Raw genomic sequence first — 24,585 nt, forward strand, 5'->3', positions numbered from 1 at the left:
CATGTTCAAAATTGGCTTTCTAACGCCAACTCTTGTTTTGTATTTGGATAACTTTTTGCTTTTTCTTCGTTCTTTAGTACACGTAAGGCACCTTCAGCAAGAGCCTGAAGCTCATTTTCTCCTGGTATGACAAGAACATCTGCAATCCAATCAATATATGAGGAAATATCTTGAATAAATTTTTTGCTATATGCCAAGCCTCCCGTTAAAACAATGGCATCGACTTTGCCCTTTAATACAGCACTCGCACAGCCAATCTCTTTCGCAATTTGATAGGCCATTGCAGCGTATATAAGTGCTGCTTTTTCATCTCCAGCCTCAATCATCTTTTCTACCTCGACTGCATCATTTGTCCCTAAGTATCCAACTAGGCCACCTTGCCCAACTAGCTTTTTCATCATTTCTTCACGAAAAAAATCACCTGAATAACACATGGAAACAAGGTCACCCGCAGGAACTGTTCCAGCACGTTCTGGACTAAATGGACCGTCACCATGCAAGCCATTATTTACATCTATCACACGCCCTTGTTTATGTACACCTATCGTTATTCCGCCACCCATATGCGTGACAACAAGGTTCATTTCTTCATATTTTTTATTGAACTCTGATGCAACACGCCGTGCGACGGCTTTCTGATTTAACGCATGAAAAATGCTTCTTCTTTTAATTGAAGGGATTCCAGAAACTTTCGCAATCTCTTCCATTTCATCTACTACGACAGGATCAACAATATATGCAGGAATATTTAAACCACTAGCTATTTCATAAGCAATAATTCCACCTAGGTTTGATGCATGTTGCCCAGCAAAACCCTTTTTTAAATCCTCAAGCATTTGATTATTTACTGTATATGTGCCACCTTCAATCGGACGGAGCAATCCCCCGCGACCACAGACAGCATTTAATTTTGAGATGTTGATTCCTTCTTCATCAAGCGTTTCTAAGATTGTTTGTTTTCGAAACTCATACTGATCAATAATCGTAGAATACTGATTAATTTTATCTATGTCATGTCTAAGCGTTTTTTCAAAAATAGATCGCTCATTATCAAAAACACCTATTTTCGTTGAAGTAGACCCTGGGTTAAGGACAAGAATTCGAAATTCATTCACTTGCAACGTATTAACCTCCGTCGTGTATCCTGAAATATTAGTTTATGTATTATATGGAGTTAAGAAATTTCCATCTCTGTAACTCCTCCAAGTATCATTATGATTTTCGGCTTAAAATATGGTGGCCATTTTGCAGGAATTGACTTCGTGAATTTCTCATGCGTTCAATACGCTCCTCAGCTAAGCGATCAGCTGCTTTATATGTCGGAATATTATCTCGTTTTGCAATTTCGATTACTCGTGCGATATTATTATAAATCCCTTCAACCTTTTTAAGAGCACGTTCACTGTTATAGCCGTATAATTCATCTGCCACATTGATAACTCCGCCGGCGTTAATGACATAATCTGGTGCATAAACAATGCCCATCTCATGTATCATATCTCCATGCTTTGTATCTCTTAACTGGTTGTTTGCTGAACCAGCAATGACTTTTGCTTTAAATTGAGGTATTGTTACATCATTTATTGTTGCACCAAGAGCACATGGAGCATATATATCACATTCCACACCGTATATATCATTAGGATCTACCGCTTTTGCATGAAAGTCTTCTACTGCTCGACGTACAGCGTCTTTGTTTATATCAGAAACAATTAACTGTGCACCTTCTTCATGCAGATGTTTACATAGGCTGTACGCAACATTTCCAACACCTTGAACAGCAACAACCTTGCCTTCAAGTGAATCTGAACCAAAGGCTTCCTTTGCTGCAGCTTTCATGCCGCGATAAACTCCATACGCAGTAACGGGAGAAGGATTGCCTGAAGAACCAAATGCAGGAGAAATTCCAGTTACATAATTTGTTTCCTCATGGATAAGATCCATATCTTCAACAGTTGTCCCAACATCCTCTGCAGTTATATAACGTCCATTTAAGCCTTGGATATAACGACCGAAGGCACGGAACAATTCTTCACTTTTATCTTTTCTTGGGTCACCAATAATAACCGTTTTTCCACCACCTAGGTTTAATCCAGCAGCAGCATTTTTATATGTCATCCCGCGTGCTAAACGAAGAGCATCTTCAATCGCTTCTTCCTCTGAAGCATATGTCCACATGCGAGTACCACCTAAAGCCGGCCCAAGTGTTGTATCATGAATGGCAATAATCGCCTTTAACCCCGATTGTTTATCTTGGCAAAATACCAATTGCTCATAATCATATTGCTCCATATATTTAAAAATTTCCATGATGTAACTTCCTCCTAATATGAATTACTTTTGAGATGAATATATCGCGAGAGCTAAAGAGTAAAGCTTGCTTTCAGAAGAATCTGATCGGCTTGTTAAAACAATTGGTGCTTTTGCTCCAGCTATCACAGCTCCAACCTTTGATTTCGCAAAATGAATCAAAGATTTATAAAGAACATTTCCTGTTTCTATAGTAGGAACTAGCAAAACATCTGCTTTTCCAGCTACCTCACTCTCAATCTTTTTATGTTCTGCTGCTTCTAGCGAGATGGCATTGTCCAGCGCTAACGGTCCATCGATAATACAATTTTTGATTTGACCCCTTTTGTTCATTATTGTAAGAGCAGCAGCATCAAGAGTTGCTTGCATGGATGGATTTACAACCTCTACAGCTGCTAATGCAGCAACCTTAGGTGTATCTATTCCAATTGCTCTAGCAATTTCAACAGCATTTTGAATGATTTGTTCTTTTTGTTGTAAATCAGGATTAATATTCATTGCTGCATCAGTTACAATTTTTAAATTCTGAATACCAGGAACTTCAAAAATAGCTACATGTGACAGTACACGCCCAGTTCTAAGACCATATTCCTTATTTAATACAGCTTTTAAAAGCTTGGCTGTTGGCACATTCCCTTTCATAAGGACTGATGCTTCTTTTTGATATACAGATCTTACAGCTAATTCTGTCGCTTGTTCTTGTGTTCTCGCTTGAATAATTTGAACCTGATCCTTCATGATGTCCTTTGAATGTAAGAGATCCAAAATTTCCTCTCTTTTTCCGAAGAGTATGAATTGAGCAAGATCACGTTTTATCGCCTCAGAAACGGCTTCAATTACCTCTTCATCTTCTGCTGAAGCTACTGCAACGACAGTACCCTTCATTTTTGCTGCTTCTGTCAGCAGATAATCTAGCTTCATTTATATTCCATTCCTTCCAAGGTGAATTCATCTGTATGTAATAATCTTTTAGCAATAAATATGCCAAAAAAAGTGAGAAAGCAAAATATCGGCCTGAAAAATAAAACAGTCATCAACTATTTATTCTGCAACTGAGTGTTGATGCGATTTGATCAACTTCAATAGGAATAAGATTCTTATGATAGCTGCAAGAATTGATTGTCCATATTCTCTCTCTTTATCATATAACGAATATGCACTATTTTGCAAACCATGAACATTATTGCATGCTGTTATTTGCAAGGTTATATTTTTCCATCTTATAATATAAGCTTCTCAACGATATCCCTAATGCTTTCGCTGTTTTTGTCCGATTATACTCATGAATCTCTAAAGAATTTTTAATGACTTCAGCTTCAACACGTTCAACTGCCTCAGCTAATGTCTCCTCATTATTATGAACAATTGATATATTTTGTTGTATTTTTCTTTCATTTGGCGAAATTTCAAGTACTGGGATATGTGTCGCATCAATAACCGATTCATGGTGTTCCATAAAAATAATCGCTCGAGCTAACACATTCTCAAGCTCTCTTACATTACCAGGCCAATCATATCGATTAAGAATATCAATTGCTTGGGGTGTTACACTTTCGATATTTCTCCCATAAACTTGATTTAATTTACTAATTAACCTCTCGCATAATGCACGAATGTCTTCTTTTCGGTCTCTGAGCGGCGGTATTGAAATCGGATAACGATTTAAGCGATAGTATAAATCTTCGCGAAACCTACCTTCAGACATAGCTTTCTCAATATTTATATTTGTTGCAGCAATCACCCGGACATTAATCTGCAATGGCTTTGTTCCACCGACTTTTACAATTTCATTTTCCTGTAATACGCGAAGAAGCTTCGCTTGCATGTTTGCCGATAATTCCCCTATTTCGTCCAAAAAGATACTTCCATTATTCGCTTCCTCAAAGTATCCTCTTTTCCCACCTCGTTTTGCTCCTGAGAATGCACCTTCTTCATAGCCAAAAAGTTCACTCTCTAAGAGAGTTTCAGATATTGCAGCACAATTAACCCGAATAAATTTGTTATATTTACGATCACTTGCATTATGGATAGCATGTGCAAAAAGCTCTTTCCCAGTACCAGACTCACCTCTAAGAAGGACAGTAGCAGGTGTTTTTGCTCCTAATTTTGCCTGTTCAATGGCCATTTTCATTTCTTCACTTATGCCAATAATGTCTTCAAATGAATACTTTGCTTCCAAGGTACGAATGATTTGTCTTGCCCGACTTAGTTCCGTTGTCAGCGTTTGGATTTCAGACATGTCATGAATAACACCTACACTCCCTTTTAGCTTTCCATTAACGATAACAGGAGCAACATTCACGATAACATCTCGTTTAGCAGGACCTACCTTCATTCTAACACCGCGTACAGGACGTCTTGTTTGCAGTACTTTCATATGCATACTTTCACCTTCTGAAATATCAGCTGTCGCCGGCTTTCCAATAATTTGTTCTTTTGTTAAGCCAGTCATTTTTGTATATGCTCGATTAATGAGCAAACCATGACCTTCTTCATCAACAACAGAAATTGCCTCCTCTGATGATTGAATAATCGCTTCAAGCATTACTTGTATATCCTTTAGATTCGTTACCTCTTCAGCTAGATGAACAACTTCTGTAATATCTTTAAAAAGTGATAAAGCACCAAGCAGATTGCCTGCTTCATCAATCAAAGGAATACGCGTTGTGATAATTTTAAGTCCATTTTCAAGTACTTGTTCTTGATTTAATTCGATTTCTCGAGTACTAAGTGTTCTCGCCAACTTACTTGAAGAAATAACATCATTAATCTTTTGTCCAAGTGCTTTTTCACGTGGATATTCAGTCATTTCCTCCGCTCTTTTATTAAATAAAATAATCTTTTCTTGCAAATCAATCACAATCATGCCATCATTTGTTGAATTAAAAATAGTTTGTTGCTTATAAGCCTCTTCTTTTAGTCGCGTTATTAATTCTTCCTTCTCTTCGATAAGTTCAAAAATGATATGCGCCACTGTACTAGGAATCATCATAACCTCTGGTGCTTTTTGCTTTTCTAATTGCTCTATGACTTTATCGTTTCCAGTCGCATCAATTATAATATTAAGATTATTTTTAATGACAGATGTCCATTCAGTCCTCGTTGCAACACCAAGCTTTCTAGCTAATTTCATCCCCGGAGCATCATTATTTAGATCTACTATTGCTACAACTTCCAAAATACTTTTTTCAATAATCCTTCTTAATAAAGCTGTTCCACCTTTACCCGCACCAACTATTAATACTCGCTGCATAAATCTGTCCCCTTTTTGATATAACATTGATTAAGAAAAGCGTATTTTATACATTGCTTTACATCATCCAAAAACTAACAGGCTTAACACATGGTTCATTACCATAATGTTGTTGATCAAAAGATTACCTAAGACTTACATTTAACGTTTTTCCTTGCCCTTAAGTTAAACATCATTTGATATCCTTGTGCCTGAAGCCAGAAAAATAACAACATACAAACATTTATTCCATATATTTATACAAGCAATAGCATAAGTGCCGCATTTGCTATTGAATAACTTTTGCAAAAAATTGCACACCTCTATCATATCCTAAACAATTTCCCTTGACAAACAACGGAGAGATCAAGACAATAAATTGAGAGAACTTGAAAGGACTATTACACATGTCTAGAATTCTTGCACTTTTCATTATGGTCATACCTGCCTTTCTAGCTGCATATGGAGTTAAACTCATGAGAGATATGACATTTGGAATTCTTCAACCTCCAATTCCATTTTTGTGGCTTCAATTTTTAATTGGGGTTATTTTATTTCTAGGTGGTCTAAGCTTTGTTGCGGGGTTTATTTTTTACAGAGATCGAAAACAAAATAGAGTTCAAAAGAGATTTACTAAGAAATAATTATGCATCAAAAAAAGAGTGTGCCCGCTACGGACACACTCTTTTGGTTATTCATTATGTTTTTTTAACTGAGCAGCTAATTCAGGAAAATCAGTAATTATCGCTGAACATTTATTTTTAAAAAGGCTGTTTATTGTATCTATCTCATTTACTGTAAATGGACGGACATCTATTCCACATTGCTGCGATTCTAAAATAATCTTCGGATTTGCAGCATAATAATGTGGGTGTAAACCTTTTGCACCAATACTTATTGCATAATTCCAAGGTTTATATAACCCTACCATATATAAAATGGCTGTTTCAATGTCAGATGAAATCTCCTTACATTTAACCAAACTGTAGTGGTTAAATGATGAGATAATGACTCTTTTCTGAAGATTGAAATGATTGATCAACTCTATTGTTTTCTCTTCAATATTTGGATAGTCAATGATCCCATTTTTCAATTCGACGTTAACGATACATGAATCTCGTGTTGTTGCCCATTCTAGTACTTCCTTTAAGGTAGGTACATTTGCGGACCCTTTATATTCAGGAAATGTATAGCTTGCATCTAATCGAGAGATTTCAGTTAACGTTAAATCTTTCACAAATCCTGTACCATTTGTTGTACGGTCTACTTTTTCATCATGGATTACGACGATCTCTCCATCTTTTGTCATTTGGACATCTAATTCAATACCGTCTGCCCCTGCATCCATTGCTGCCTTAAAAGATATCATCGTATTTTCTGGAAAACTCCCAGCAGAACCTCTATGTCCAATTATTAATGTCATCTTGTTAACACCTTCATTTCGTGTAAAATAAGAAAGAGGAGGAATGCAAATGAGACCATTACAAATATCTGCTGAAACAGCACAAAAACTTGCTGAGTCATTGAATGTTCCACTTGAACAAGTTATGCATATGCCGCAGCATATACTACTTGCTAAGCTTGCAGAATTAAATACCAATAAAGATTCGGAAAAGAAAGACTAATTGACAGTCTTTCTTTTTTTGTTTTCATATAAAAATAATCACAATTTATATTCGGTTCTTACTATTTAAATTCCTTTAGTTTAAAAAAAAGCGTAGATTTTTAATATACTACGCTTTAGGTGTCACACCTTTAATGTACGATAAATTTTTCTTCTCCACTCCAAGAATTCTTCAGTAAGAAAAAGTTCTTCATCTCGAGGTCTCTTAAACGGTATCACAAATTCACTCACAATCGATGCAGGTTTATTTGAAAGAATAACAATACGATCCGATAAAAATAAGGCTTCCTCAATATTATGTGTGATAAATAAAACTGTTTGACGATTGTTTTCCCACATTGATAATAGCCATTTCTGCATATCAAGACGGGTTAGTTCATCTAAAGCAGAAAATGGTTCATCGAGTAAAATAAGCGGCTGCGGACTTAACAACGCTCTAATAAATGAAACACGCTGCTTCATTCCGCCTGACAGTTCATGTGGATAAGCATGGACATATGAAGTTAAACCGGCTTTTTCTAGCATTTGCATAGCTTTTTCCTTATTCTTTTTGGCAGTTAACTCCTGACCAAGAAGAACATTTTGTAAAACCGTTCTCCAAGGAAGTAAAGAAGACGATTGCGGCATATAGCTAATTGAGCCTGTTCTCCCATTAATGATGTCATCTTCTAGTAAAATCGTTCCTTTTTCAGGTGTAAGAATTCCACCAATCAAAGAAAAGAGTGTGCTTTTCCCACTCCCGGAAGGTCCAAGTATCGATACAAATTCGCCGTCATTTACTTGCATATTAAGGTTCTTGATGACTTCAATTCCTGAAAATGTTTTTGAAATATCCTGCAAGGTTAATATGCTCATATCATTTAGCTCCTTTTAACTGCCATCTAATAAGTAAGCGTTCTAATAGCATAATGATTGCGAAGAATATGAGACTAAGAGCCATAATGGCAAATATTGCAACAAACACACGATCAGCTCGAAATGAAGAAGAAGCTAGTGTCATGTATACCCCAACCCCCTCTTTGGCTCCGAGCCATTCAGAAATAACCGCTCCCATAATGCTATATGTAGCAGAAATTTTAATTCCAGAAAAAATCGCTGGAAGTGCGTGTGGCAGTTCCAGCTTCCAAAACAATTGTTGACGACTGGCACCTGACATTTTCATGTAATGGATTAAATCAGAAGCTGTTTGTTTAAAGCCATCAAGTGCTGCAACAGTAACCGGAAAAAAGCAGACAAGTGTAATAACGATCATTTTCGGCAAAACACCGAAACCAAACCATATGACGAGAAGGGGTGCTAAAACAATTACCGGGACATTTTGTGATAGAATGAGCAATGGATAAACAGACTCTCTCACAAATGGAACCACATGTAGTAACACTGCCGTTAATAATCCTATACAAACTCCGATTGCAAAACCTGAAAATCCAAGCTTTGTTGTCGCGAGCAAGTGTCCCGAAAAGCTTTCCCAGCCTGTGATCATTTCTTTGATAATCTTAGATGGTGCTGGTAAAAGCCACTCAGGGACATTAGTCTTTTTAACAAGAATTTCCCAAAGAAAAAAGAAAAGAAGGAGAACAATAATCGGTCTCCATCCCTTCAAGTAGTTCGTTTTCATTAGCGGTATTTCTCCGTTAAATCATCCATTGCAATTCCAGTTGGCTGATATAAGATTTTCACTTGAGAGATTACATTTCGGCTTCCCATTTCGATCATGCGCTCATTCATTTTTGTAATAATAGTAAATAATTGAGGAAGCTCACCTTCCATTGTGGTTTCCAATGGATGTACCTCATATTTCACACCTGCTTCAGCAATGATTTTAATTGCTTCATCCACATATGGAATGACATCCTCACCATTTTTTGTTTTCGGGATAATTTGTATGCTGATTAATGCATTGGTCATTTTTAACTACTCCTTACTTTGGTAAATATTCGTTTGTAAATGCTTTCTCTGCATCTAGTTGTTTTTCTAATAATTTATTTTCGTACATCCAATTTGCATAGTTTTCCCAAACTTCCTGCTTTTGTTCCCCCCATCTCGGTGCATCATCTTGATAGCGAGAAGCTAACCATTCTTGACTTTTCTTTACTAATTCAGGATCTAAGTCTGGAGCAGCTTTGATTAAGATGTCCGCTGCCTGGTCTGGGTTTTCAATTGCATACTTATAACCTTTTGAAACAGCAGATAAAAATTTCTTTGCTTGTTCTGGATTTGTTTCAAGTTTCTCTTCATTCGTAGCTAGCACAGGTGTATAATAATCAAGATTTTCACTATAGTCAGTTAAATAAATCATATTAATTTTTTCACCGCGTAACTCAGCTTCAATACCTGTCCAACCATAATAAATCCATGCAAAATCAATATCGCGTTTTACTGCTGTAAAAAAGTCAGCATCTCCAATATTTACAATCGAAACATCTTCAACATTTGCATCTTCCTGATTCATCAATGATGAGATGACTGATTTCTCAACAGGTGCTCCCCATCCTCCATATGTTTTCCCTGCGAAATCCTTTGGAGATTTAATATTTTTTTCAGCTGGTGAAGCAAAACCTGATGTATTGTGTTGAATGACTGCTGCAATTGAAACAAGTGGTACTCCTTGCACACGAGCTTGAGTAATACTTTCTTGATAGCTTACACCATAGTCTGCTTTACCTGAAGCAACGAGCTGATCAGCGCCTGTTTCTCCTGGCATAATGATTTCAACATCTAAGCCTTCCTCTTTAAAATATCCTTTTTCTTGTGCAACATATAAACCTGTATGATTTGTATTTGCCGTCCAATCAAGCACAACTGTAATTTTCTCATTCTTCTTCGTATTCTGATCTTTTTTTGCTGTATCTTGTCCATTTGCACACCCTGCAAGGAGAAGACCAAGTGAACAAAGCAGCACGATCCATTTTTTCATGACATTTCCTCCTGTTGTCTATGTAATAACGTTTTTGAAAAAATAAAAAAACACCCGGAAAAAGAACCCGCGCGTACGCAACAAACATATTTAATCTATCATCGAATATGTTTCCTCCGCTGGTCTTAACCAGTTCAGGTTCAAAGGGTCAGCATCTTACAGATCCAATCTCAACCAGTCACACTGGTTCCCCTACAATTCTTAGCTATTTACTTTTTCTATAAGGTATTATAACAGATAGACAAGAATTTGCTATAGAAAAAAACTTAGGATGGAGAATGTTTCGAAGAATGAAATGAAAAATAAAATATCAAAAGTACGTCATGAACTTCCCGAGTCTATAACTTACTATATAAATAAAAAATAGAACGAAGCATTAGTGAGTAAGTATCAATACGATTGATTGTATGGTATGCTTAGATAAAAGCGAGGTGTTAATTTTGACTGCATATAAAGCTAAGAAAAGTAATCTTAAAGAACTTTTATCAAAAAGCAACACTGAGCTTGATGTTCTTGCGACTAATACGAATATTCCAATGGAACAACTTACAGCGTATCTTGATACTAAGGTCATGAGTTTGAATAATGCAATGAGTATATCAAAAGAATTAAACTGTACAATAGAAGATCTTTATGTATGGAAAGTTTCTGAGGAGTGATTAAGTTCACTCTTTTTTATTTTCCTTGAAACAGTGAGAAAATTCATTGTATTGTTACACCTCATATTTTCGACAAATTAAGATTGGAATAAAATCTTTCACTTACATAGATTGATTTTGATTTCTGACCTATCATTACCTCATAAATGATGAAGAAAAAGGGTGAAACAATTGAAACAATATATTTTCACTGTCAATGCTAACAAAGTGCAGCGTGAGCTTATTATTAATGCTAGAGGTATAACAGAGGCAGTCGAACAAGTCATGCATATTTTGAAATTTGATGGAGTGAAAGGTTCTATTCAAATGAAAAGTATTCAATTTAAAGGTATTAAATATTAGCTAACCTGTTCCATACATGCGTTTATATTCCTACTCTACTCAGTTAAGTAAGCCTTTCTTATCCTTCCCAACTTCTTAGCAAATACTGCTAATTAAACGTATCTATCACACCACTTTTTATAGTTGGTATCCTACTCACGAAAGACCTACTCAAAGAAAATGAGTTCCCAATTGTATTATGACGTTAACGAAAATAAAAACCTCCCTAATTCTTGGAATAGTCCAATAAAAAAGAAGGTTGTTTTTTAAATATCCATAGGTATTCTTTAACCGGTCAGTTAGTATGATATTTCAGGTTAAACTCTATTCCTTGAAACTGCATACTCCTATCCATTTCAAGAAGCTTTATGTTCCAAGCGTAATTTATCCGCAACCATCGCGATAAATTCTGAATTTGTTGGTTTCGCTTTTGTCATGCTTACCGTATATCCAAATAACGAAGAGATCGATTCGATATTTCCACGACTCCATGCTACTTCAATTGCATGGCGGATAGCACGTTCTACACGTGATGCTGTTGTATTGTATTTTTTTGCAATGTCAGGATATAACACTTTTGTAATGGATCCTAATAATTCGATATCATTATAAACCATTGAAATGGCTTCACGTAAGTACATATATCCTTTAATATGTGCCGGAACTCCGATTTCATGAATGATGCTTGTAATACTAGCGTCAAGGTTTTTACCTTTTCCTTGTGATTCATTCGAAGTTCTGATCGATGAGCTTGATCGTTTAATAAGCGGTGCTGCATTCCCGCTTACTTGACGAATATGACTTGCTAATCCTTCCATATCAAATGGCTTTAGAATAAAGTAAGCTGCACCAAGATCAACTGCTTTTTTCGTCACATCCTCTTGACCAAATGCTGTTAGCATAATGACGTTTGGCTGAGGACGATCAGCTTGTCGTAACTTTTCTAAAACTCCTAAACCGTCCAAATGAGGCATAATAATATCTAATACTAGTACATCTGGTTCTTTATCTTTTAACATATTTAAACATTCTTGGCCATTGTAAGCAACACCAAGAACTTCGATATCATCTTGACTAGAAAGATATTCCTCTAATAAACCAACAAGTTCTCGATTATCATCAACTATACATACTTTTATTTTACTCACAAATACATCCTCCTCAGTCTTGTTTTGCCATTATGTCTTATATCTTTACACGATTATACCTAATAATTTCGACAATGTGGGGAAAATCCCTTTATTTTTTTAAAAAAACTTAAAAAATAAAGGTTATCTTATCGTTTCTTCAATTTGCTCTCTTTTTCGACTAAATATGTCATTTGACATTTAGAGACTAAGGTAGTTTTGTCGAAAAATCTTTCCATCTATATTTTACATAAATACGCATGAAAAAAAAAGAAGAAAATAAAAAACTGCCAAGAAAACTGAATTTTCTTGACAGTGATTTATTAACTAACTTTCTGTTTTGAATAAATATCAATTCCTGCTTCATTTAACATCCATTCAATATGGACTCCGTAACCACTCGTCGGATCATTTACAAATACATGTGTTACAGCACCAATTACTTTCCCATTTTGAATAATTGGACTACCGCTCATTCCTTGAACAATTCCGCCGGTCTTTTCTAATAGTTCTTTATCCGTTATTTTTATGACCATCCCTTTTGTTGCCGGAAACTTTTGAGGGACAGAACTAACAACCTCAACGTCAAATTGTTCAACCTTATCATTGTTAACAACAGTAAGGATTTTAGCCGGTCCTTCTTTCACTTCATTTGAAAGTGCGATTGGGAGTGCCTCATCCATAACTCCATTATTGATATCTTGACGAAGTTTACCAAAAATTCCAAATGGGCTATTTCGAGTTATATTTCCGATCACTTCACGATCTCCTGAAAACCGTGCAAGCTTTTCACCAGGATTTCCATTACTCCCTTTTTCAATAGAAGTTACTGTCGATCGGACAATTTGTCCATCTTCAACTACTATCGGCTTTTTTGTATCCATATCTGAAATAACATGACCTAAAGCACCATATTTTTTCGATTTTGGATCAAAAAAAGTCATTGTGCCAATTCCTGCAGCTGAATCACGAATATATAAGCCAATTCGGAATGACCGATCATTCTCATCCTTTAAAGGATATAGCTTCGTTTTTATTTCCTTCTCTTCCCTATTAAGGACTAAATCAAGAGGTTTACCAGATTTTCCTGCTTCTTGAATAAATGGTGTCACATCACTCATTTGTTCAATTTTCTTGCCATTTATATTTGTAATGATGTCTCCAACCTGTACGCCAGCAATCTCACCGGGAGACTTATTTCCTTCAGGGGTATTTATTTGGTGATGTCCTACCACCAATACACCAAGAGTATTCAATTTTACACCAATTGACTGTCCACCAGGAATCACTTTAAAATCAGGTAGAACATTAACACCTACCTTTTTTACTGGAAAACCTGCTAGATCAAATACAACCGCACCTTCACCAGCTTTTTTTCCATGTACATCAATTGTTTTACCATCACTATTTTTTTGAACTGTAAATGCTTCTTCTGCTATCTCGGATGCATTTACAGGAATCGAGTTTTGCACGGTCACATGTTGTGATTCAAAAACAGTCACACTAGTAGGGATATTAATGTATTCTTTTACTTCTTTTACAAATCCTAAACTCATTAATGAAACAAGGAGAATTACACCAATTATTTTTCTGATTTTATCTGTCTGCAAAAATCTTCACTCTCCTCGCTCCTAACACACACCACCACAACTATATATGGCTACAGTTTTAATGTAGCCTTTTGTGCGATCATTTATAACTCGAATAACTAGAAAATTGAAGGATTTGTTGTAAGTTTTAGCATATTACAAAATGTGGGGGTGCCTAGATGAACTTGGTATTGATCACCCCAAAGAAGATTGGGTTTATGAATGGGCAGATCATTGCTATATAATTATGTTTTGTTCTTAAACGGTGTTATGAAGTACAGGTTTTTTCCATTCTTATTAAGGACTATCCTTTTCGTTTTCTTATTGTCTTGTCCATCTGCCAAATTACTAGCCGCAGATAACATGCAATTAACCACTCGATTTCGCACATATATTTACCATTGAATTGTTAGTATCGTCTCAGTAAAGAAATCATATGTGTTTTTTGAATTGAGAATCATGCAAAGAGTTGATTTTATAACAAAAAAAGCGTGAATTCTATGTGAATTCACGCCTAAAACACCATTTCGATCCTGAAAAATCAGAACCCGTACCGATAAAGGTGGAGCCTTTTTTAACCTTTGGAAGTATGTGCAAGAGAAAGCAACTCTTTTGCATGTTCCTTAGAGAGCTCTGTTACCTCGACACCTGCAATCATACGGCCGATTTCTTTTATTTTCTCTTCGTCAGCAAGTGGTTTTACACTCGTTTTTGTTCGACCTGACTTTGTTTGCTTTGCAATATATAAATGTGTATCAGCCATTGCTGCCACCTGTGGTAGATGAGTGATACATAAGACTTGTGAACCGATTGAAACCCGGTAAATTTTTTCGGCGATTGCTTGTGCAACTCGGCCGCTTACACCTGTATCAACTTCATCAAATATAATTGAAGTTATCCCTTGATGTTGAGAGAATATACTTTTCATCGCAAGCATAATACGAGAAAGCTCCCCACCTGAAGCTGTTTTATTTAGAGGTTTTAATGGCTCTCCAGGATTTGTTGATAGATAAAATTCAACTTCATCAATCCCACTTGCTGTATATTTCAACTCGTTCTCTGCAGTCATTTTAGAAGAAAAATTTACATCAAACGTCGTTTTCTCCATATATAATTCTTTTAATTCCCGATGAATTTCTTCTATCAGTATTTTCGCATAGTTATTACGAATACTTGTGACATTTTTTGCTTCTATTGACAGATCTTGCAGGATAGATTGCAACTCTTTTTGCAATTTATCTAAATGACTTTCCCGATTTTGAATTGTATCAATTTCTTCTTCTATTTTCGCTGAATAAACAAGAATTTCTTCAACAGTTTGTCCATATTTTCGTTTTAAATGATTAATTTCATTTAACCGGCTTTCAACAAAATTCAAGCGCTCTGGATCAAATTCAAGCGATTCTAATTCATTTCTAACTTGATAGGAAAGATCTTCTAATAAATAATATGCATTTGAAATGGTTTCAGATAGTCCTTTTAATGTTTCATTGATAGAGGCAACATCTTCTAAATTACTCATTGCATGTCCGACCCAATCTAATCCTTTATGTTCTCCATGTAGCGCATTATAGGAATTATGCAATGAATCATATACTTTTTCAAAATTAGCAATTTGATTTTTTTCCTCTAGAAGGAGAACATCCTCATTTGGCTTTAATTCCGCACTCTCGATTTCATCTAGTTGAAATTGAAGCAAATCGAGACGATGAGCCATTTCTTGCTCGTTATCCGAAAGCTGAGTAATTTTTTTTCGCAGCATATCATAATTTTTAAAAATATCACGATAAATTTCAAGTGCTTGCTTGACTTTCTGTCCGCCATACTGATCAAGAAGGCTAAGATGATTATCTGCATTCATCAATTCTTGGTTATCATGCTGACCATGTATGTCAACTAAATATTGCCCGATTTCTCTTAAAATAGCCAGTGTAACAAGCTTTCCATTAATCCGACAAATACTTTTACCAGAAGAGGATAAATCTCTCCGTAACACGATCATCCCGTCACTTACATCAATCCCAAACTCTTCACATTTTGAGTAAACAGGATGATGGTCATCGTCTAAAAGAAAAAGACCTTCAAGCTCAGCTCGTTTTTCACCATAGCGAACGAATTCAGAAGATCCTCTAGCTCCAGCTAACAAATGAATCGCATCAATGATAATGGATTTACCTGCGCCAGTTTCTCCAGTTAAAACTGTAAGTCCTTTTTCAAAGGAAATTGTTAATGCTTCTATTATGGCAAAGTTTTTAATCGATAATTCCGCTAACAAACAGAATCACACCTCTTATCAAATTTGTTCGTATAAAACTAAAGCGTCAATGCCTAAATACATACTAAGTATATAGTATCATTTTTGGCTGACGTTGACGATTTGTTTTAAATTTTACAGCATATCTAAAAAGCGTTCTGAAATTGATTTCGTATCATCAGACGTTCTACAGATAATTAAAATGGTATCATCACCGCAAATCGTTCCTAGGACCTCATCCCAATCAAGATTGTCAATTAAAGCACCAATTGCATTTGCATTTCCCGGCAATGTCTTCATTACGATCATATGGCCTGCAGAGTCAATTTTTATAAATGCATCCATAAGTGATCGTTTTAATTTTTGTAATGGATTAAAGCGCTGGTCAGCAGGTAAACTGTATTTATAGCGGCCATCCATCATTGGAACTTTAACTAAATGAAGTTCTTTAATATCACGAGAAACCGTTGCTTGTGTTACATTAAATCCCATTCCTTTTAATATATCAACTAATTCATCCTGTGTTTCAATATCATTATTTGAGATAATTTCTCGGATTTTTATATGTCTTTGTCCTTTATTCATAATAGCACCTCTTCATCAATGCTGAATCTGTCTAAACTTTCTGCATGTTTATACTTTTTATCTTATATTAAAGTTATTTAAAAGTACAGATATAGTTGCTGGAAAAGGACATAGATAGCTGATAAACAGAGATACATCACATCTATCTTGCATACAAAAATTATTAATAGACTGCATGAATATCCAGATTATTTCGACATCCCTTAAGCTAGATCACGAAACATACTCTATGCCTCATGAAAAAAACAGGATAATAGCAACTGCTATCCTTCCTGCTTTTCTTTTTGTTTGTTTTCTTTTAAAGTTTTATGTGCTTGATCTACAACAGCTCTTACAGGAAGGGCAAATTGATTTTTACCTACCTCCTGTGCCCCTTCAAAACGTAAGTGTATCAAAAACTCAATGTTCCCATCTCCGCCTGTAATCGGTGAGTAAGATAAGTTATAAATATCATAGCCTTCTTTTAGAGAAAAGCTTATGATTTCATTTAAAACTAACTCGTGAACACCCGGATCACGAACAATCCCTTTTTTCCCGACAAGTTCTCTGCCCGCTTCAAACTGAGGTTTAACCAAAGCAATTATGTCGCTATGCGGAACTAAAATTGTTTTTAATACAGGTAATATAATCTTTAGCGAGATGAATGACACATCGATCGTAGCGAATTCCGGCATACCCTTTTCAAAGTCTGCTGGAGTTGAATATCGAAAATTCGTACGCTCCATAACGACAACTCTTTCATCTTGACGTAGTTTCCATGCTAATTGATTGTAACCTACATCTACTGCATACGAGAGTCTAACACCATTTTGCAGCGCACAGTCTGTAAAGCCACCTGTTGATGAACCTATATCAATCATGATTTTATCTTGTATAGTTAAATCAAATTCATTTAACGCTTTTTCAAGCTTTAATCCACCACGGCTTACATATGGAAGAGTATTCCCTTTTATCGTTAAAGTGAGGTCACGTGAGACCTTTTCACCGGGCTTATCTAAGCGTTCTTCATTGCCATAAACAAGTCCTGCCATTATAGCACGCTTTGCTTTTTCTCTTGTTTCAAATAACCCATTTTCAACCAATAAAATATCCAGTCTTTCCTTTTTCCCGCTCATGATCTTAATACCTTTTTCTCATTTATCGGTACCAGTTCATTAAGTAAGGTTACAACATTCTCTGTAGTCATACCAATTTCTTCAAGTAATTTTGAGACACTACCATGTTCAATAAATCGGTCTGGAATACCTATTCTTGAAATTGTTGCATGTGAATAACTGTTTTCTTGTGCAAATTCTAAAACCGAACTTCCAAAACCACCTTGTAATATTGCTTCTTCAATTGTTAAAACTGGAATATCTTCTTTTAAAATTTCATGAAGCATTTTTTCATCAAGCGGTTTAATAAAACGTGCATTGATGACGCGAATCGATTTACCTTGTTTCGCTAATTCATCTGCAGCTTCCATCGCCATTTCAATGGTCGTTCCAAAAGTAAGGATGACGGCATCTTTTCCTTCTCTTAGGACTTCCCAAGTACCAATCGGAATTTCCTTCAGGTTATCATCCATTTTCACTCCGATACCATTTCCACGAGCATAGCGAAGAGCTATTGGTCCATCATTGTATTTTAGTGCTGTATTCACCAAATGCTGACCTTCATTTTCGTCTTTGGCCATCATGAGCACAATATTCGGTATATGTCTTAAAAAAGCTATATCAAAGACACCTTGATGTGTTTCGCCATCAGCACCTACAAGTCCAGCTCTATCAATACCGATAAATACATTTAAATTTTGACGGCAAATATCATGAACAACTTGATCATACGCACGCTGTAAAAACGTTGAGTAAATCGCTAAAAATGGCTTCATATTTTGAGTAGCTAAACCAGCAGCCAAAGTAGTTGCATGCTGTTCAGCTATACCAACATCAAACATGCGATCAGGAAATTCCTCAGCAAAAGCTTCAAGCTTTGAACCAACTGGCATAGCAGGGGTTATCGCAACAATTCTGCCATCCTCACGTGCAAGCTTCCGTACTGTTTCACTTACAACTTTACTCCAGGCTGGTCCGATTACTTTAGGCTTTAAGAAATCACCTGTTTCGATTTTATATGGACCTGTACCGTGCCAAGTACCAATGGTATCTGTTTCAGCCGGCTCATATCCTTTACCTTTTTTCGTGAGGACATGTAGTAAAACGGGCCCTGAGGTTTTTTTAGCATATTGAAGATTTTCAAATAACGCTTCATAGTTATGTCCGTCGACTGGACCTAAATAAGTAAATCCTAACTCTTCAAAAAACACGCCCGATACAAGCAAATATTTTAAACTGTCCTTTACTCGTTCAGCTGTGGACGCTAATTTCCCGCCAACAGCAGGAATTTTCTTCAAGATATATTCAAGTTCATCTTTAGCCCATTGATATTTACCAGCTGTTCTTAGACGACCTAAAACATTATGAAGAGCCCCAACATTTGGAGCAATCGACATCTCATTGTCATTTAAAACAACAATGATATCCTTTTGCTCATGACCAATATGGTTTAACGCTTCTAACGCCATACCTCCAGTTAGTGCTCCATCACCTATAATTGGAATGATATGTTCATTTGTTTTCTTTATATCCCTGGCAATAACCATTCCCATTGCTGCAGATAAAGAAGTGGAGCTATGACCTGTTTCCCATACATCGTGTTCACTTTCATTTCGTTTTGGAAAACCGCACAATCCTTTATATTGGCGCAATGTATCAAATTCTTTTGCTCGACCTGTCAAAATTTTATGCACATAGGACTGATGTCCAACATCCCAAATAAATTTATCCTTTGGACTGTCGAATACTTTATGGAGGGCAACTGTTAGTTCAACAACACCTAGATTAGGTCCGATATGTCCGCCTGTTTCTGAAAGCTTTTCAACTAAAAATTTACGAATTTCATTACTAAGTTTTTCAAGTTCTTTATTTGATAAATTTTTTAAAAAACTCGGGTCTTTAATGGATAGAAGATCCAAATGGATCACTCACTTTCAATTCAGTTTGATTCATATGTTAGTATTCATTCAACACGATCATTTAAATATCATAAACGTAGATTAATGAGAAATCCTTTACATTGATTTGTAATCAAAATATGCTTGTCTTATTATTTTACCGTAAAAATCTTTTATTTAAAAACCAAAAGTATATTTGTTAATAGGATACATAAATTAGTATAATGATGTGCAAGCAAAAACTTACCATAAAATAGCCGATTTTACAATGTTTTATCTTTAAACGGCTCTAATGTGCAGATAATTGAAGATAGAATAAAAAACCGTACCAAATGGACGGCTTTTATTGTGAATGTATCTTTCTGTATGATTAGTGGTCTCGCTTTGCAATTAAATCACACATCTGAATGAGTAATTCTGCTGGAACAGATAAGCTATCTACGAATTCTTTAGCTTGTTCGATGTGATCAGATAGTTTTTCTTTTGCGCCTTGTATGGTTAACAACGATGGATATGTTGTCTTTTCATTTGTTGTATCAGATCCTATTGGTTTACCAATTATCTCCTGACTTCCTTCAATATCTAATATATCGTCTTGAATTTGAAAAGCAATTCCAAGATGATACGCATATTTGCGAAGTTTTTCGATATCTTCTTCTGGTGCACCTGCTAATATAGCCCCGGAAATAATACTGAAAGAAAGAAGTTTAGCTGTTTTGTTTTCATGAATATACTGCAGTTCAAGTAGAGTCAAATTCTTTGATTCACCTTCCATATCAGCAACTTGTCCTCCAACCATCCCTTCAGCTCCTGCTGAAAGAACGAGTTCAGATATAATTCGCAGTTTTTTTTCTGAAGAAGAAAATGGATCATTTACTATTAAAGAAAAGCTTTGTGTCAAGAGTCCATCACCTGCTAACACAGCCATGGCTTCTCCAAAAACTTTATGATTTGTCGGCTTTCCTCGTCGTAGGTCATCATCATCCATACAAGGTAAATCATCATGGATTAAAGAATATGTGTGGATCATTTCAATAGCACACGCTGTTGCAATTCCAGCATCTTCAGCTTGTTTATATGTATGAAGCACAGCTAGAACTAGAATCGGCCTTAAACGTTTTCCACCTGCTTCTAATGAATATAGCATCGCTTTTTTCAACGTTTCAGGAGCTTGGAGTTTCTCTATATAAACAGGCATTGCCTCTTCAATTCTCTGTTTTCGTGTCTGTAAAAAATCAGTAAGTTGTATCATCAAGATCTTTCTTCCTCCTGAAGCTCAAATGGTTTTAATTCACCATCTTCTCGTAAAATAAAATCCATTTGTTTCTCTACATGTTGAAGTTTGTCATGACAAAGTTTTGATAACTCCATTCCTTTTTGAAAGTATTCAATCGCCTTTTCCAAAGGGACATCTCCCTCTTCAAGCTTACCAACAATATCCTCTAATTGCTGCATTGCAGTCTCAAACGATACTTCATCTTTTATCTGTTCTTCTTTACTCATTGACGGATCTCTCCTCTACTCCATGTACTTTACAGTCAAGTTGACCATCTTTAAGTTGGACTTTAAGCATTTGACCTTCATCTATTTGATTAATACTTTTGATTAGATTTCCCTCTTGATATACGAGGCTATATCCCCTATCCATTACTTTCAGTGGACTTAGTGCATTAAGTTTTGCAATTGATTCATTAAATTGCGCATATTTGATATTAAGAATGGAACTCATTTCTCGATTTAATTTTTTCAACAAAGCTTGATGTGCTTCTTTTGAGCGATTCATTTGATCTTTTGGATGAACATTTGTGAGTCGGCTTTGTAGATGAGAGTAGGTATCTTTTTTATATTTGATCAGCCTTTGACCTTCTTTTTGAAGGCGTTCAACTACTAGATCCAATTGTTGTTCCTTCTGTAAATAAAGCTGTTTAGGATAGCGGAAGGCATATGATGTTTGATAATGATTTAATCGATCTTTATTCGAGGATATTCTTTCCAGCATGGATCTTTTTAGTCTGTTTTTACGTTCCAATAGACGTTCCATTAAGTCAGAAATATGGGGTACAGCTAGTTCGGCAGCACCTGTTGGTGTTGGAGCTCGTAAATCCGCTACAAAGTCAGCTATTGTATAATCAGTTTCATGCCCAACAGCAGAGATAATCGGTATTTGCGAAGCAAAAATTTCTCTTGCTACGATTTCTTCATTAAATGCCCAGAGTTCTTCTATTGAACCTCCACCTCGACCAACAATTAAAACATCTAGTGCTCCCAGCTTATTCGCTTTCTTTATCGCTTCCGCTACAGATGCACCAGCATGAACCCCTTGTACGAGGGCTGGTATTAAAATAACCTTTGCAAGCGGATAACGCCGATTAATGGTTATTAATATATCACGAATCGCTGCACCTGTAGGTGAGGTAATGACACCGACACGGTTTGGATATTTCGGAATCTGTTTTTTGTATGTTTGATCAAAAAGGCCCTCTTTTTGCAATCGATTTTTCAATTCTTCATAAGCTAAATATAAACTCCCGATTCCGTCGGGCTGCATTTCTTTCACGTAAACTTGATACCCGCCACTCTGTTCGTACACTGAAATTTCACCACGCAGAATCACCTTCATGCCATTCTCTGGTTTAAATTTAAGCGATTTATTTGCTCCAGCGAACATAACAGCTTGTATACGTGCATTTTCATCCTTTAGTGTAAAGTACATATGGCCTCTGCTATGTAAATTAAAATTAGAAATTTCACCCTTAATCCAAATATCTGATAAATGCGGATCTACATCAAATTTCCGTTTTATGTACTTTGTTAAGGCTGTAACCGTTACATATTTTATCTCACTCATCGTACAACCTCCTTTTACTGCACTCACTAATAAAAAGAAAAAACGTTCAAAAAGAGAGCCTCTAACCTGAGGCTTCTCTCGTCCATTTTTCTTAGACAATTGCTTTTTAGCTATTTTGCTTTGATAGGAATTGTTTAGCAGATTGTACAGTATTATGTGCCAACATTGTAATCGTCATAGGACCTACACCGCCTGGAACAGGTGTTAAGAAGCTTGCTACTTCCTTCGCTTCGTCAAATACGACATCACCGCATAATTTTCCTGTATCAAGTCTGTTAACACCTACATCAATTACGACTGCTCCCGGCTTAATATCATTTCCTTTAATAAAATTTGCACGTCCAACAGCTGCAACTAAAATATCAGCTTCTTTCGTATATGAGGCTAAATTCTTTGTTTTAGAATGACAGTATGTGACTGTAGCATGTTCATTTAATAATAGTTGTCCAACTGGTTTACCGACAATGTTACTTCTCCCGACAACCACAACATTTTTCCCGGTTATTTCAACCCCAACTGATTTTATCATTTCGACGATTCCTGCTGGTGTACAAGGTAAAAATGTTTCTTGACCTGTCATCATCCGACCGATATTGATTGGATGAAAACCATCAACATCTTTTTGAGGTGAAATTGCTTCAACAACAGCTGTTTCATCAATATGGGCAGGCAGCGGAAGTTGAACTAAGATCCCATGATATTCATCATTGTTATTGTAGTGTTCAATTACATCCAGCAATTCCTTTTCTGTAAATGCTGCAGGAAAATGTTCTAATTTAAAGCCCACGCCAATTTCTTCAGATGCTTTTTGTTTTCCTCTTATATAAGAAAGAGATGCAGGATTGTCGCCAACTAAGATCACTACGAGCTTTGGAAGTAAACCTTTTGCTTTTATTTGTTCTACTTCTTTCGCTAATTCACTTCGTTTTGTTTGAGATAATTGTTTGCCATCAATAATCGTTGCTGTCATTCTTAATTCCTCCTCAAATTTTGTTTAACCCTCCAGGTGTTTTTTAATTTTAGAGAGGACTCCATTAACGAATTTACTTGAATGATCATCACCAAACGCTTTTGCTAATTCAACAGCTTCATCTAACGTTACGTTAGATGGAACATCTTGTTCATATTTCAATTCATATGCTGCCATACGCAAGATCGTTTTATCAATATTTGCTAAGCGATCAATTGTCCAATTAACCAAATATGGAGATATTAATGCATCTAGTTCCTTTTCATGCTCAATTGTTCCAAAAACAAGATTGTTCATAAATGTGTCAGGAGTACCTTCTTCCAGTACGTGCTCAATTGCTTCGTTTGGTTCTGTATTGCTTACATTCACTTGAAATAACGCTTGAAGTGCCTTTTCTCTTGCTGTTCTTCGTTTCATTCTTTACTTGCTCCTTTAATGTCCAAAAATAATGTCGAATGTCATAAAGTGATCATACCATATCTACCTTATAGAATCATGCCGAAAATGAATTGTTTTTATGTATTAACGAATAAATACGTTTAAATTATTTTGAACATTCGTTTTTCAAAAAATTCTATTATCAATATAACCAGTCAGGTGGCATTCTAATAATTTTCTATCAATAAAAAAACCAAAGGGCAGTCCCCTTTGGTTTTTCATCACTAAGTAAATCTTCTCATACTTAGTTCTTGCGACAAGCCCCTCACATCCTACTGGAAAAGCGCTTGTAAATTTATACTTACATTTCTTGATCAACTTCAATTTCTTGTATTTTTGACTCAAATTGAACACCAACAACATGTATGTTCACTTCATTGACCTCTAATGCCGTCATATTAAGTAATGCTTGACGGATATTATCTTGAATCTTTTGTGCAACTGTTGGAATTGAAACACCAAAAATCATGACACAGTAGACATCAATGATAATGCCTTCTTCAGCAAGCTCAACTTTTACGCCTTTACCATGATTTTTCTTTCCAAGTCGTTCGACGACACCAGCTGCAAAGTTACCACGCATTGATGCTACACCTTCAATTTCTGAAGCTGCAATACCTGCAATGACTTCAATAACCTCAGGAGCAATTTCAACCTTACCTAAACCGTTGTTTTCTTGATTCATCTCTAAAACATTATTAGTATCTTTCACTGGTCAG

Annotated in this window: 25 protein-coding genes and 1 riboswitch; of the genes, 4 read left to right on the plus strand and 21 right to left on the minus strand. The window is 35.9% G+C overall.

Annotation, left to right across the window (positions count from 1 at the left end; genetic code table 11):
* Positions 1 to 5 precede the first annotated feature (5 nt).
* From buk to GMB29_RS19015, 4 genes are all read right to left on the minus strand, one after another.
* On the minus strand, positions 6 to 1,121 hold the full coding sequence (gene buk, locus GMB29_RS19000; protein ID WP_136352964.1) for a butyrate kinase: 1,116 nt from the start codon (positions 1,119 to 1,121) through the stop codon (positions 6 to 8).
* 91 nt (positions 1,122 to 1,212) lie between these two features.
* Positions 1,213 to 2,310, minus strand: coding sequence for a branched-chain amino acid dehydrogenase (gene bcd, locus GMB29_RS19005; protein WP_136352966.1), 1,098 nt, complete (start codon positions 2,308 to 2,310; stop codon positions 1,213 to 1,215).
* A gap of 24 nt (positions 2,311 to 2,334) precedes the next feature.
* Positions 2,335 to 3,231 carry a phosphate butyryltransferase gene (yqiS, locus tag GMB29_RS19010; protein WP_136352968.1) on the minus strand — a complete coding sequence of 299 codons (897 nt, stop codon included), beginning with the start codon at positions 3,229 to 3,231 and terminating at the stop codon, positions 2,335 to 2,337.
* 259 nt (positions 3,232 to 3,490) lie between these two features.
* Positions 3,491 to 5,563, minus strand: a complete 2,073-nt coding sequence (locus GMB29_RS19015; protein WP_136352970.1) for a sigma-54 interaction domain-containing protein — start codon at positions 5,561 to 5,563, stop codon at positions 3,491 to 3,493.
* Positions 5,564 to 5,949: 386 nt separating this feature from the next.
* Between GMB29_RS19015 and GMB29_RS19020 the strand changes: the two genes are divergently transcribed.
* Positions 5,950 to 6,186, plus strand: a complete 237-nt coding sequence (locus GMB29_RS19020; RefSeq protein ID WP_136352972.1) for a DUF2627 domain-containing protein — start codon at positions 5,950 to 5,952, stop codon at positions 6,184 to 6,186.
* 47 nt (positions 6,187 to 6,233) lie between these two features.
* Here GMB29_RS19020 and GMB29_RS19025 read toward each other — a convergent pair whose 3' ends face one another.
* The gene (locus tag GMB29_RS19025) at positions 6,234 to 6,965 is read right to left on the minus strand and encodes a glycerophosphodiester phosphodiesterase (RefSeq protein WP_136352974.1); all 732 of its coding nucleotides are present in this window, start codon (positions 6,963 to 6,965) and stop codon (positions 6,234 to 6,236) included.
* A 49-nt stretch (positions 6,966 to 7,014) separates the two neighbouring features.
* On the opposite strand from GMB29_RS19025, the gene GMB29_RS19030 reads away from it, so the two are divergent.
* Positions 7,015 to 7,167: a YycC family protein gene (locus GMB29_RS19030; protein ID WP_136352976.1), complete on the plus strand. Its 153-nt coding sequence runs from the start codon at positions 7,015 to 7,017 to the stop codon at positions 7,165 to 7,167.
* 122 nt (positions 7,168 to 7,289) lie between these two features.
* On the opposite strand, the gene GMB29_RS19035 is transcribed toward GMB29_RS19030, so the two are convergent.
* The 4 genes from GMB29_RS19035 to GMB29_RS19050 are packed head-to-tail and all read right to left on the minus strand — an operon-like array spanning position 7,290 to position 10,083.
* Entirely contained in the window at positions 7,290 to 8,021 is a 732-nt protein-coding gene (locus GMB29_RS19035; RefSeq protein WP_136352978.1) for an ABC transporter ATP-binding protein, read from the minus strand.
* 1 nt (position 8,022) lies between these two features.
* A complete protein-coding gene (locus tag GMB29_RS19040; protein ID WP_136352980.1) occupies positions 8,023 to 8,784 on the minus strand; it encodes an ABC transporter permease in 762 nt (253 codons plus the stop codon).
* The gene (locus GMB29_RS19045; RefSeq protein ID WP_136352982.1) at positions 8,784 to 9,074 is read right to left on the minus strand and encodes a thiamine-binding protein; all 291 of its coding nucleotides are present in this window, start codon (positions 9,072 to 9,074) and stop codon (positions 8,784 to 8,786) included. The genes GMB29_RS19040 and GMB29_RS19045 overlap by 1 nt, the downstream gene beginning before the upstream one ends.
* Before the next feature lie 13 nt (positions 9,075 to 9,087).
* Positions 9,088 to 10,083 carry an ABC transporter substrate-binding protein gene (locus GMB29_RS19050; RefSeq protein WP_136352984.1) on the minus strand — a complete coding sequence of 332 codons (996 nt, stop codon included), beginning with the start codon at positions 10,081 to 10,083 and terminating at the stop codon, positions 9,088 to 9,090.
* A 94-nt stretch (positions 10,084 to 10,177) separates the two neighbouring features.
* Positions 10,178 to 10,287: riboswitch (TPP riboswitch) on the minus strand.
* 236 nt (positions 10,288 to 10,523) lie between these two features.
* Between GMB29_RS19050 and GMB29_RS19055 the strand changes: the two genes are divergently transcribed.
* Together GMB29_RS19055 and GMB29_RS19060 are read left to right on the plus strand one after the other, a co-directional pair.
* Positions 10,524 to 10,742: a helix-turn-helix domain-containing protein gene (locus tag GMB29_RS19055; protein ID WP_196305197.1), complete on the plus strand. Its 219-nt coding sequence runs from the start codon at positions 10,524 to 10,526 to the stop codon at positions 10,740 to 10,742.
* Positions 10,743 to 10,913: 171 nt separating this feature from the next.
* On the plus strand, positions 10,914 to 11,084 hold the full coding sequence (locus GMB29_RS19060; RefSeq protein ID WP_155443922.1) for a hypothetical protein: 171 nt from the start codon (positions 10,914 to 10,916) through the stop codon (positions 11,082 to 11,084).
* A 335-nt stretch (positions 11,085 to 11,419) separates the two neighbouring features.
* On the opposite strand, the gene spo0A is transcribed toward GMB29_RS19060, so the two are convergent.
* The 12 genes from spo0A to GMB29_RS19120 all read right to left on the minus strand — a co-directional run bounded on the left by spo0A (position 11,420) and on the right by GMB29_RS19120 (position 24,578).
* The gene (spo0A, locus tag GMB29_RS19065) at positions 11,420 to 12,211 is read right to left on the minus strand and encodes a sporulation transcription factor Spo0A (protein WP_136352989.1); all 792 of its coding nucleotides are present in this window, start codon (positions 12,209 to 12,211) and stop codon (positions 11,420 to 11,422) included.
* A 302-nt stretch (positions 12,212 to 12,513) separates the two neighbouring features.
* Positions 12,514 to 13,746 (minus strand): SpoIVB peptidase, encoded by a 1,233-nt coding sequence (spoIVB, locus tag GMB29_RS19070; RefSeq protein ID WP_235883141.1) that lies wholly within the window; start codon positions 13,744 to 13,746, stop codon positions 12,514 to 12,516.
* A 607-nt stretch (positions 13,747 to 14,353) separates the two neighbouring features.
* Positions 14,354 to 16,054, minus strand: a complete 1,701-nt coding sequence (gene recN, locus GMB29_RS19075; protein WP_136352993.1) for a DNA repair protein RecN — start codon at positions 16,052 to 16,054, stop codon at positions 14,354 to 14,356.
* 114 nt (positions 16,055 to 16,168) lie between these two features.
* Complete coding sequence (gene ahrC / locus GMB29_RS19080) at positions 16,169 to 16,618, minus strand: transcriptional regulator AhrC/ArgR (RefSeq protein ID WP_136352995.1); 450 nt, start codon at positions 16,616 to 16,618, stop codon at positions 16,169 to 16,171.
* A 263-nt stretch (positions 16,619 to 16,881) separates the two neighbouring features.
* Positions 16,882 to 17,733 (minus strand): TlyA family RNA methyltransferase, encoded by an 852-nt coding sequence (locus GMB29_RS19085; RefSeq protein WP_136352997.1) that lies wholly within the window; start codon positions 17,731 to 17,733, stop codon positions 16,882 to 16,884.
* Positions 17,730 to 19,631 (minus strand): 1-deoxy-D-xylulose-5-phosphate synthase, encoded by a 1,902-nt coding sequence (gene dxs, locus GMB29_RS19090; RefSeq protein WP_136352999.1) that lies wholly within the window; start codon positions 19,629 to 19,631, stop codon positions 17,730 to 17,732. Before dxs ends, GMB29_RS19085 begins: the two co-directional genes overlap by 4 nt.
* A 349-nt stretch (positions 19,632 to 19,980) precedes the next feature.
* Positions 19,981 to 20,865: a polyprenyl synthetase family protein gene (locus GMB29_RS19095; RefSeq protein WP_227551391.1), complete on the minus strand. Its 885-nt coding sequence runs from the start codon at positions 20,863 to 20,865 to the stop codon at positions 19,981 to 19,983.
* A complete protein-coding gene (locus tag GMB29_RS19100; protein WP_227551392.1) occupies positions 20,862 to 21,113 on the minus strand; it encodes an exodeoxyribonuclease VII small subunit in 252 nt (83 codons plus the stop codon). The genes GMB29_RS19095 and GMB29_RS19100 overlap by 4 nt, the downstream gene beginning before the upstream one ends.
* The gene (gene xseA / locus GMB29_RS19105; protein WP_136353001.1) at positions 21,106 to 22,458 is read right to left on the minus strand and encodes an exodeoxyribonuclease VII large subunit; all 1,353 of its coding nucleotides are present in this window, start codon (positions 22,456 to 22,458) and stop codon (positions 21,106 to 21,108) included. The genes GMB29_RS19100 and xseA overlap by 8 nt, the downstream gene beginning before the upstream one ends.
* Before the next feature lie 106 nt (positions 22,459 to 22,564).
* Positions 22,565 to 23,428 carry a bifunctional methylenetetrahydrofolate dehydrogenase/methenyltetrahydrofolate cyclohydrolase FolD gene (folD, locus tag GMB29_RS19110; RefSeq protein ID WP_136353003.1) on the minus strand — a complete coding sequence of 288 codons (864 nt, stop codon included), beginning with the start codon at positions 23,426 to 23,428 and terminating at the stop codon, positions 22,565 to 22,567.
* 24 nt (positions 23,429 to 23,452) lie between these two features.
* The gene (gene nusB / locus GMB29_RS19115; protein WP_136353005.1) at positions 23,453 to 23,845 is read right to left on the minus strand and encodes a transcription antitermination factor NusB; all 393 of its coding nucleotides are present in this window, start codon (positions 23,843 to 23,845) and stop codon (positions 23,453 to 23,455) included.
* A gap of 322 nt (positions 23,846 to 24,167) precedes the next feature.
* Positions 24,168 to 24,578 carry an Asp23/Gls24 family envelope stress response protein gene (locus GMB29_RS19120; RefSeq protein ID WP_168733820.1) on the minus strand — a complete coding sequence of 137 codons (411 nt, stop codon included), beginning with the start codon at positions 24,576 to 24,578 and terminating at the stop codon, positions 24,168 to 24,170.
* Positions 24,579 to 24,585 lie beyond the last annotated feature (7 nt).

Origin of the sequence: Metabacillus sediminilitoris, assembly GCF_009720625.1 — a bacterium.
GTDB classification, from domain to species: domain Bacteria; phylum Bacillota; class Bacilli; order Bacillales; family Bacillaceae; genus Metabacillus; species Metabacillus sediminilitoris.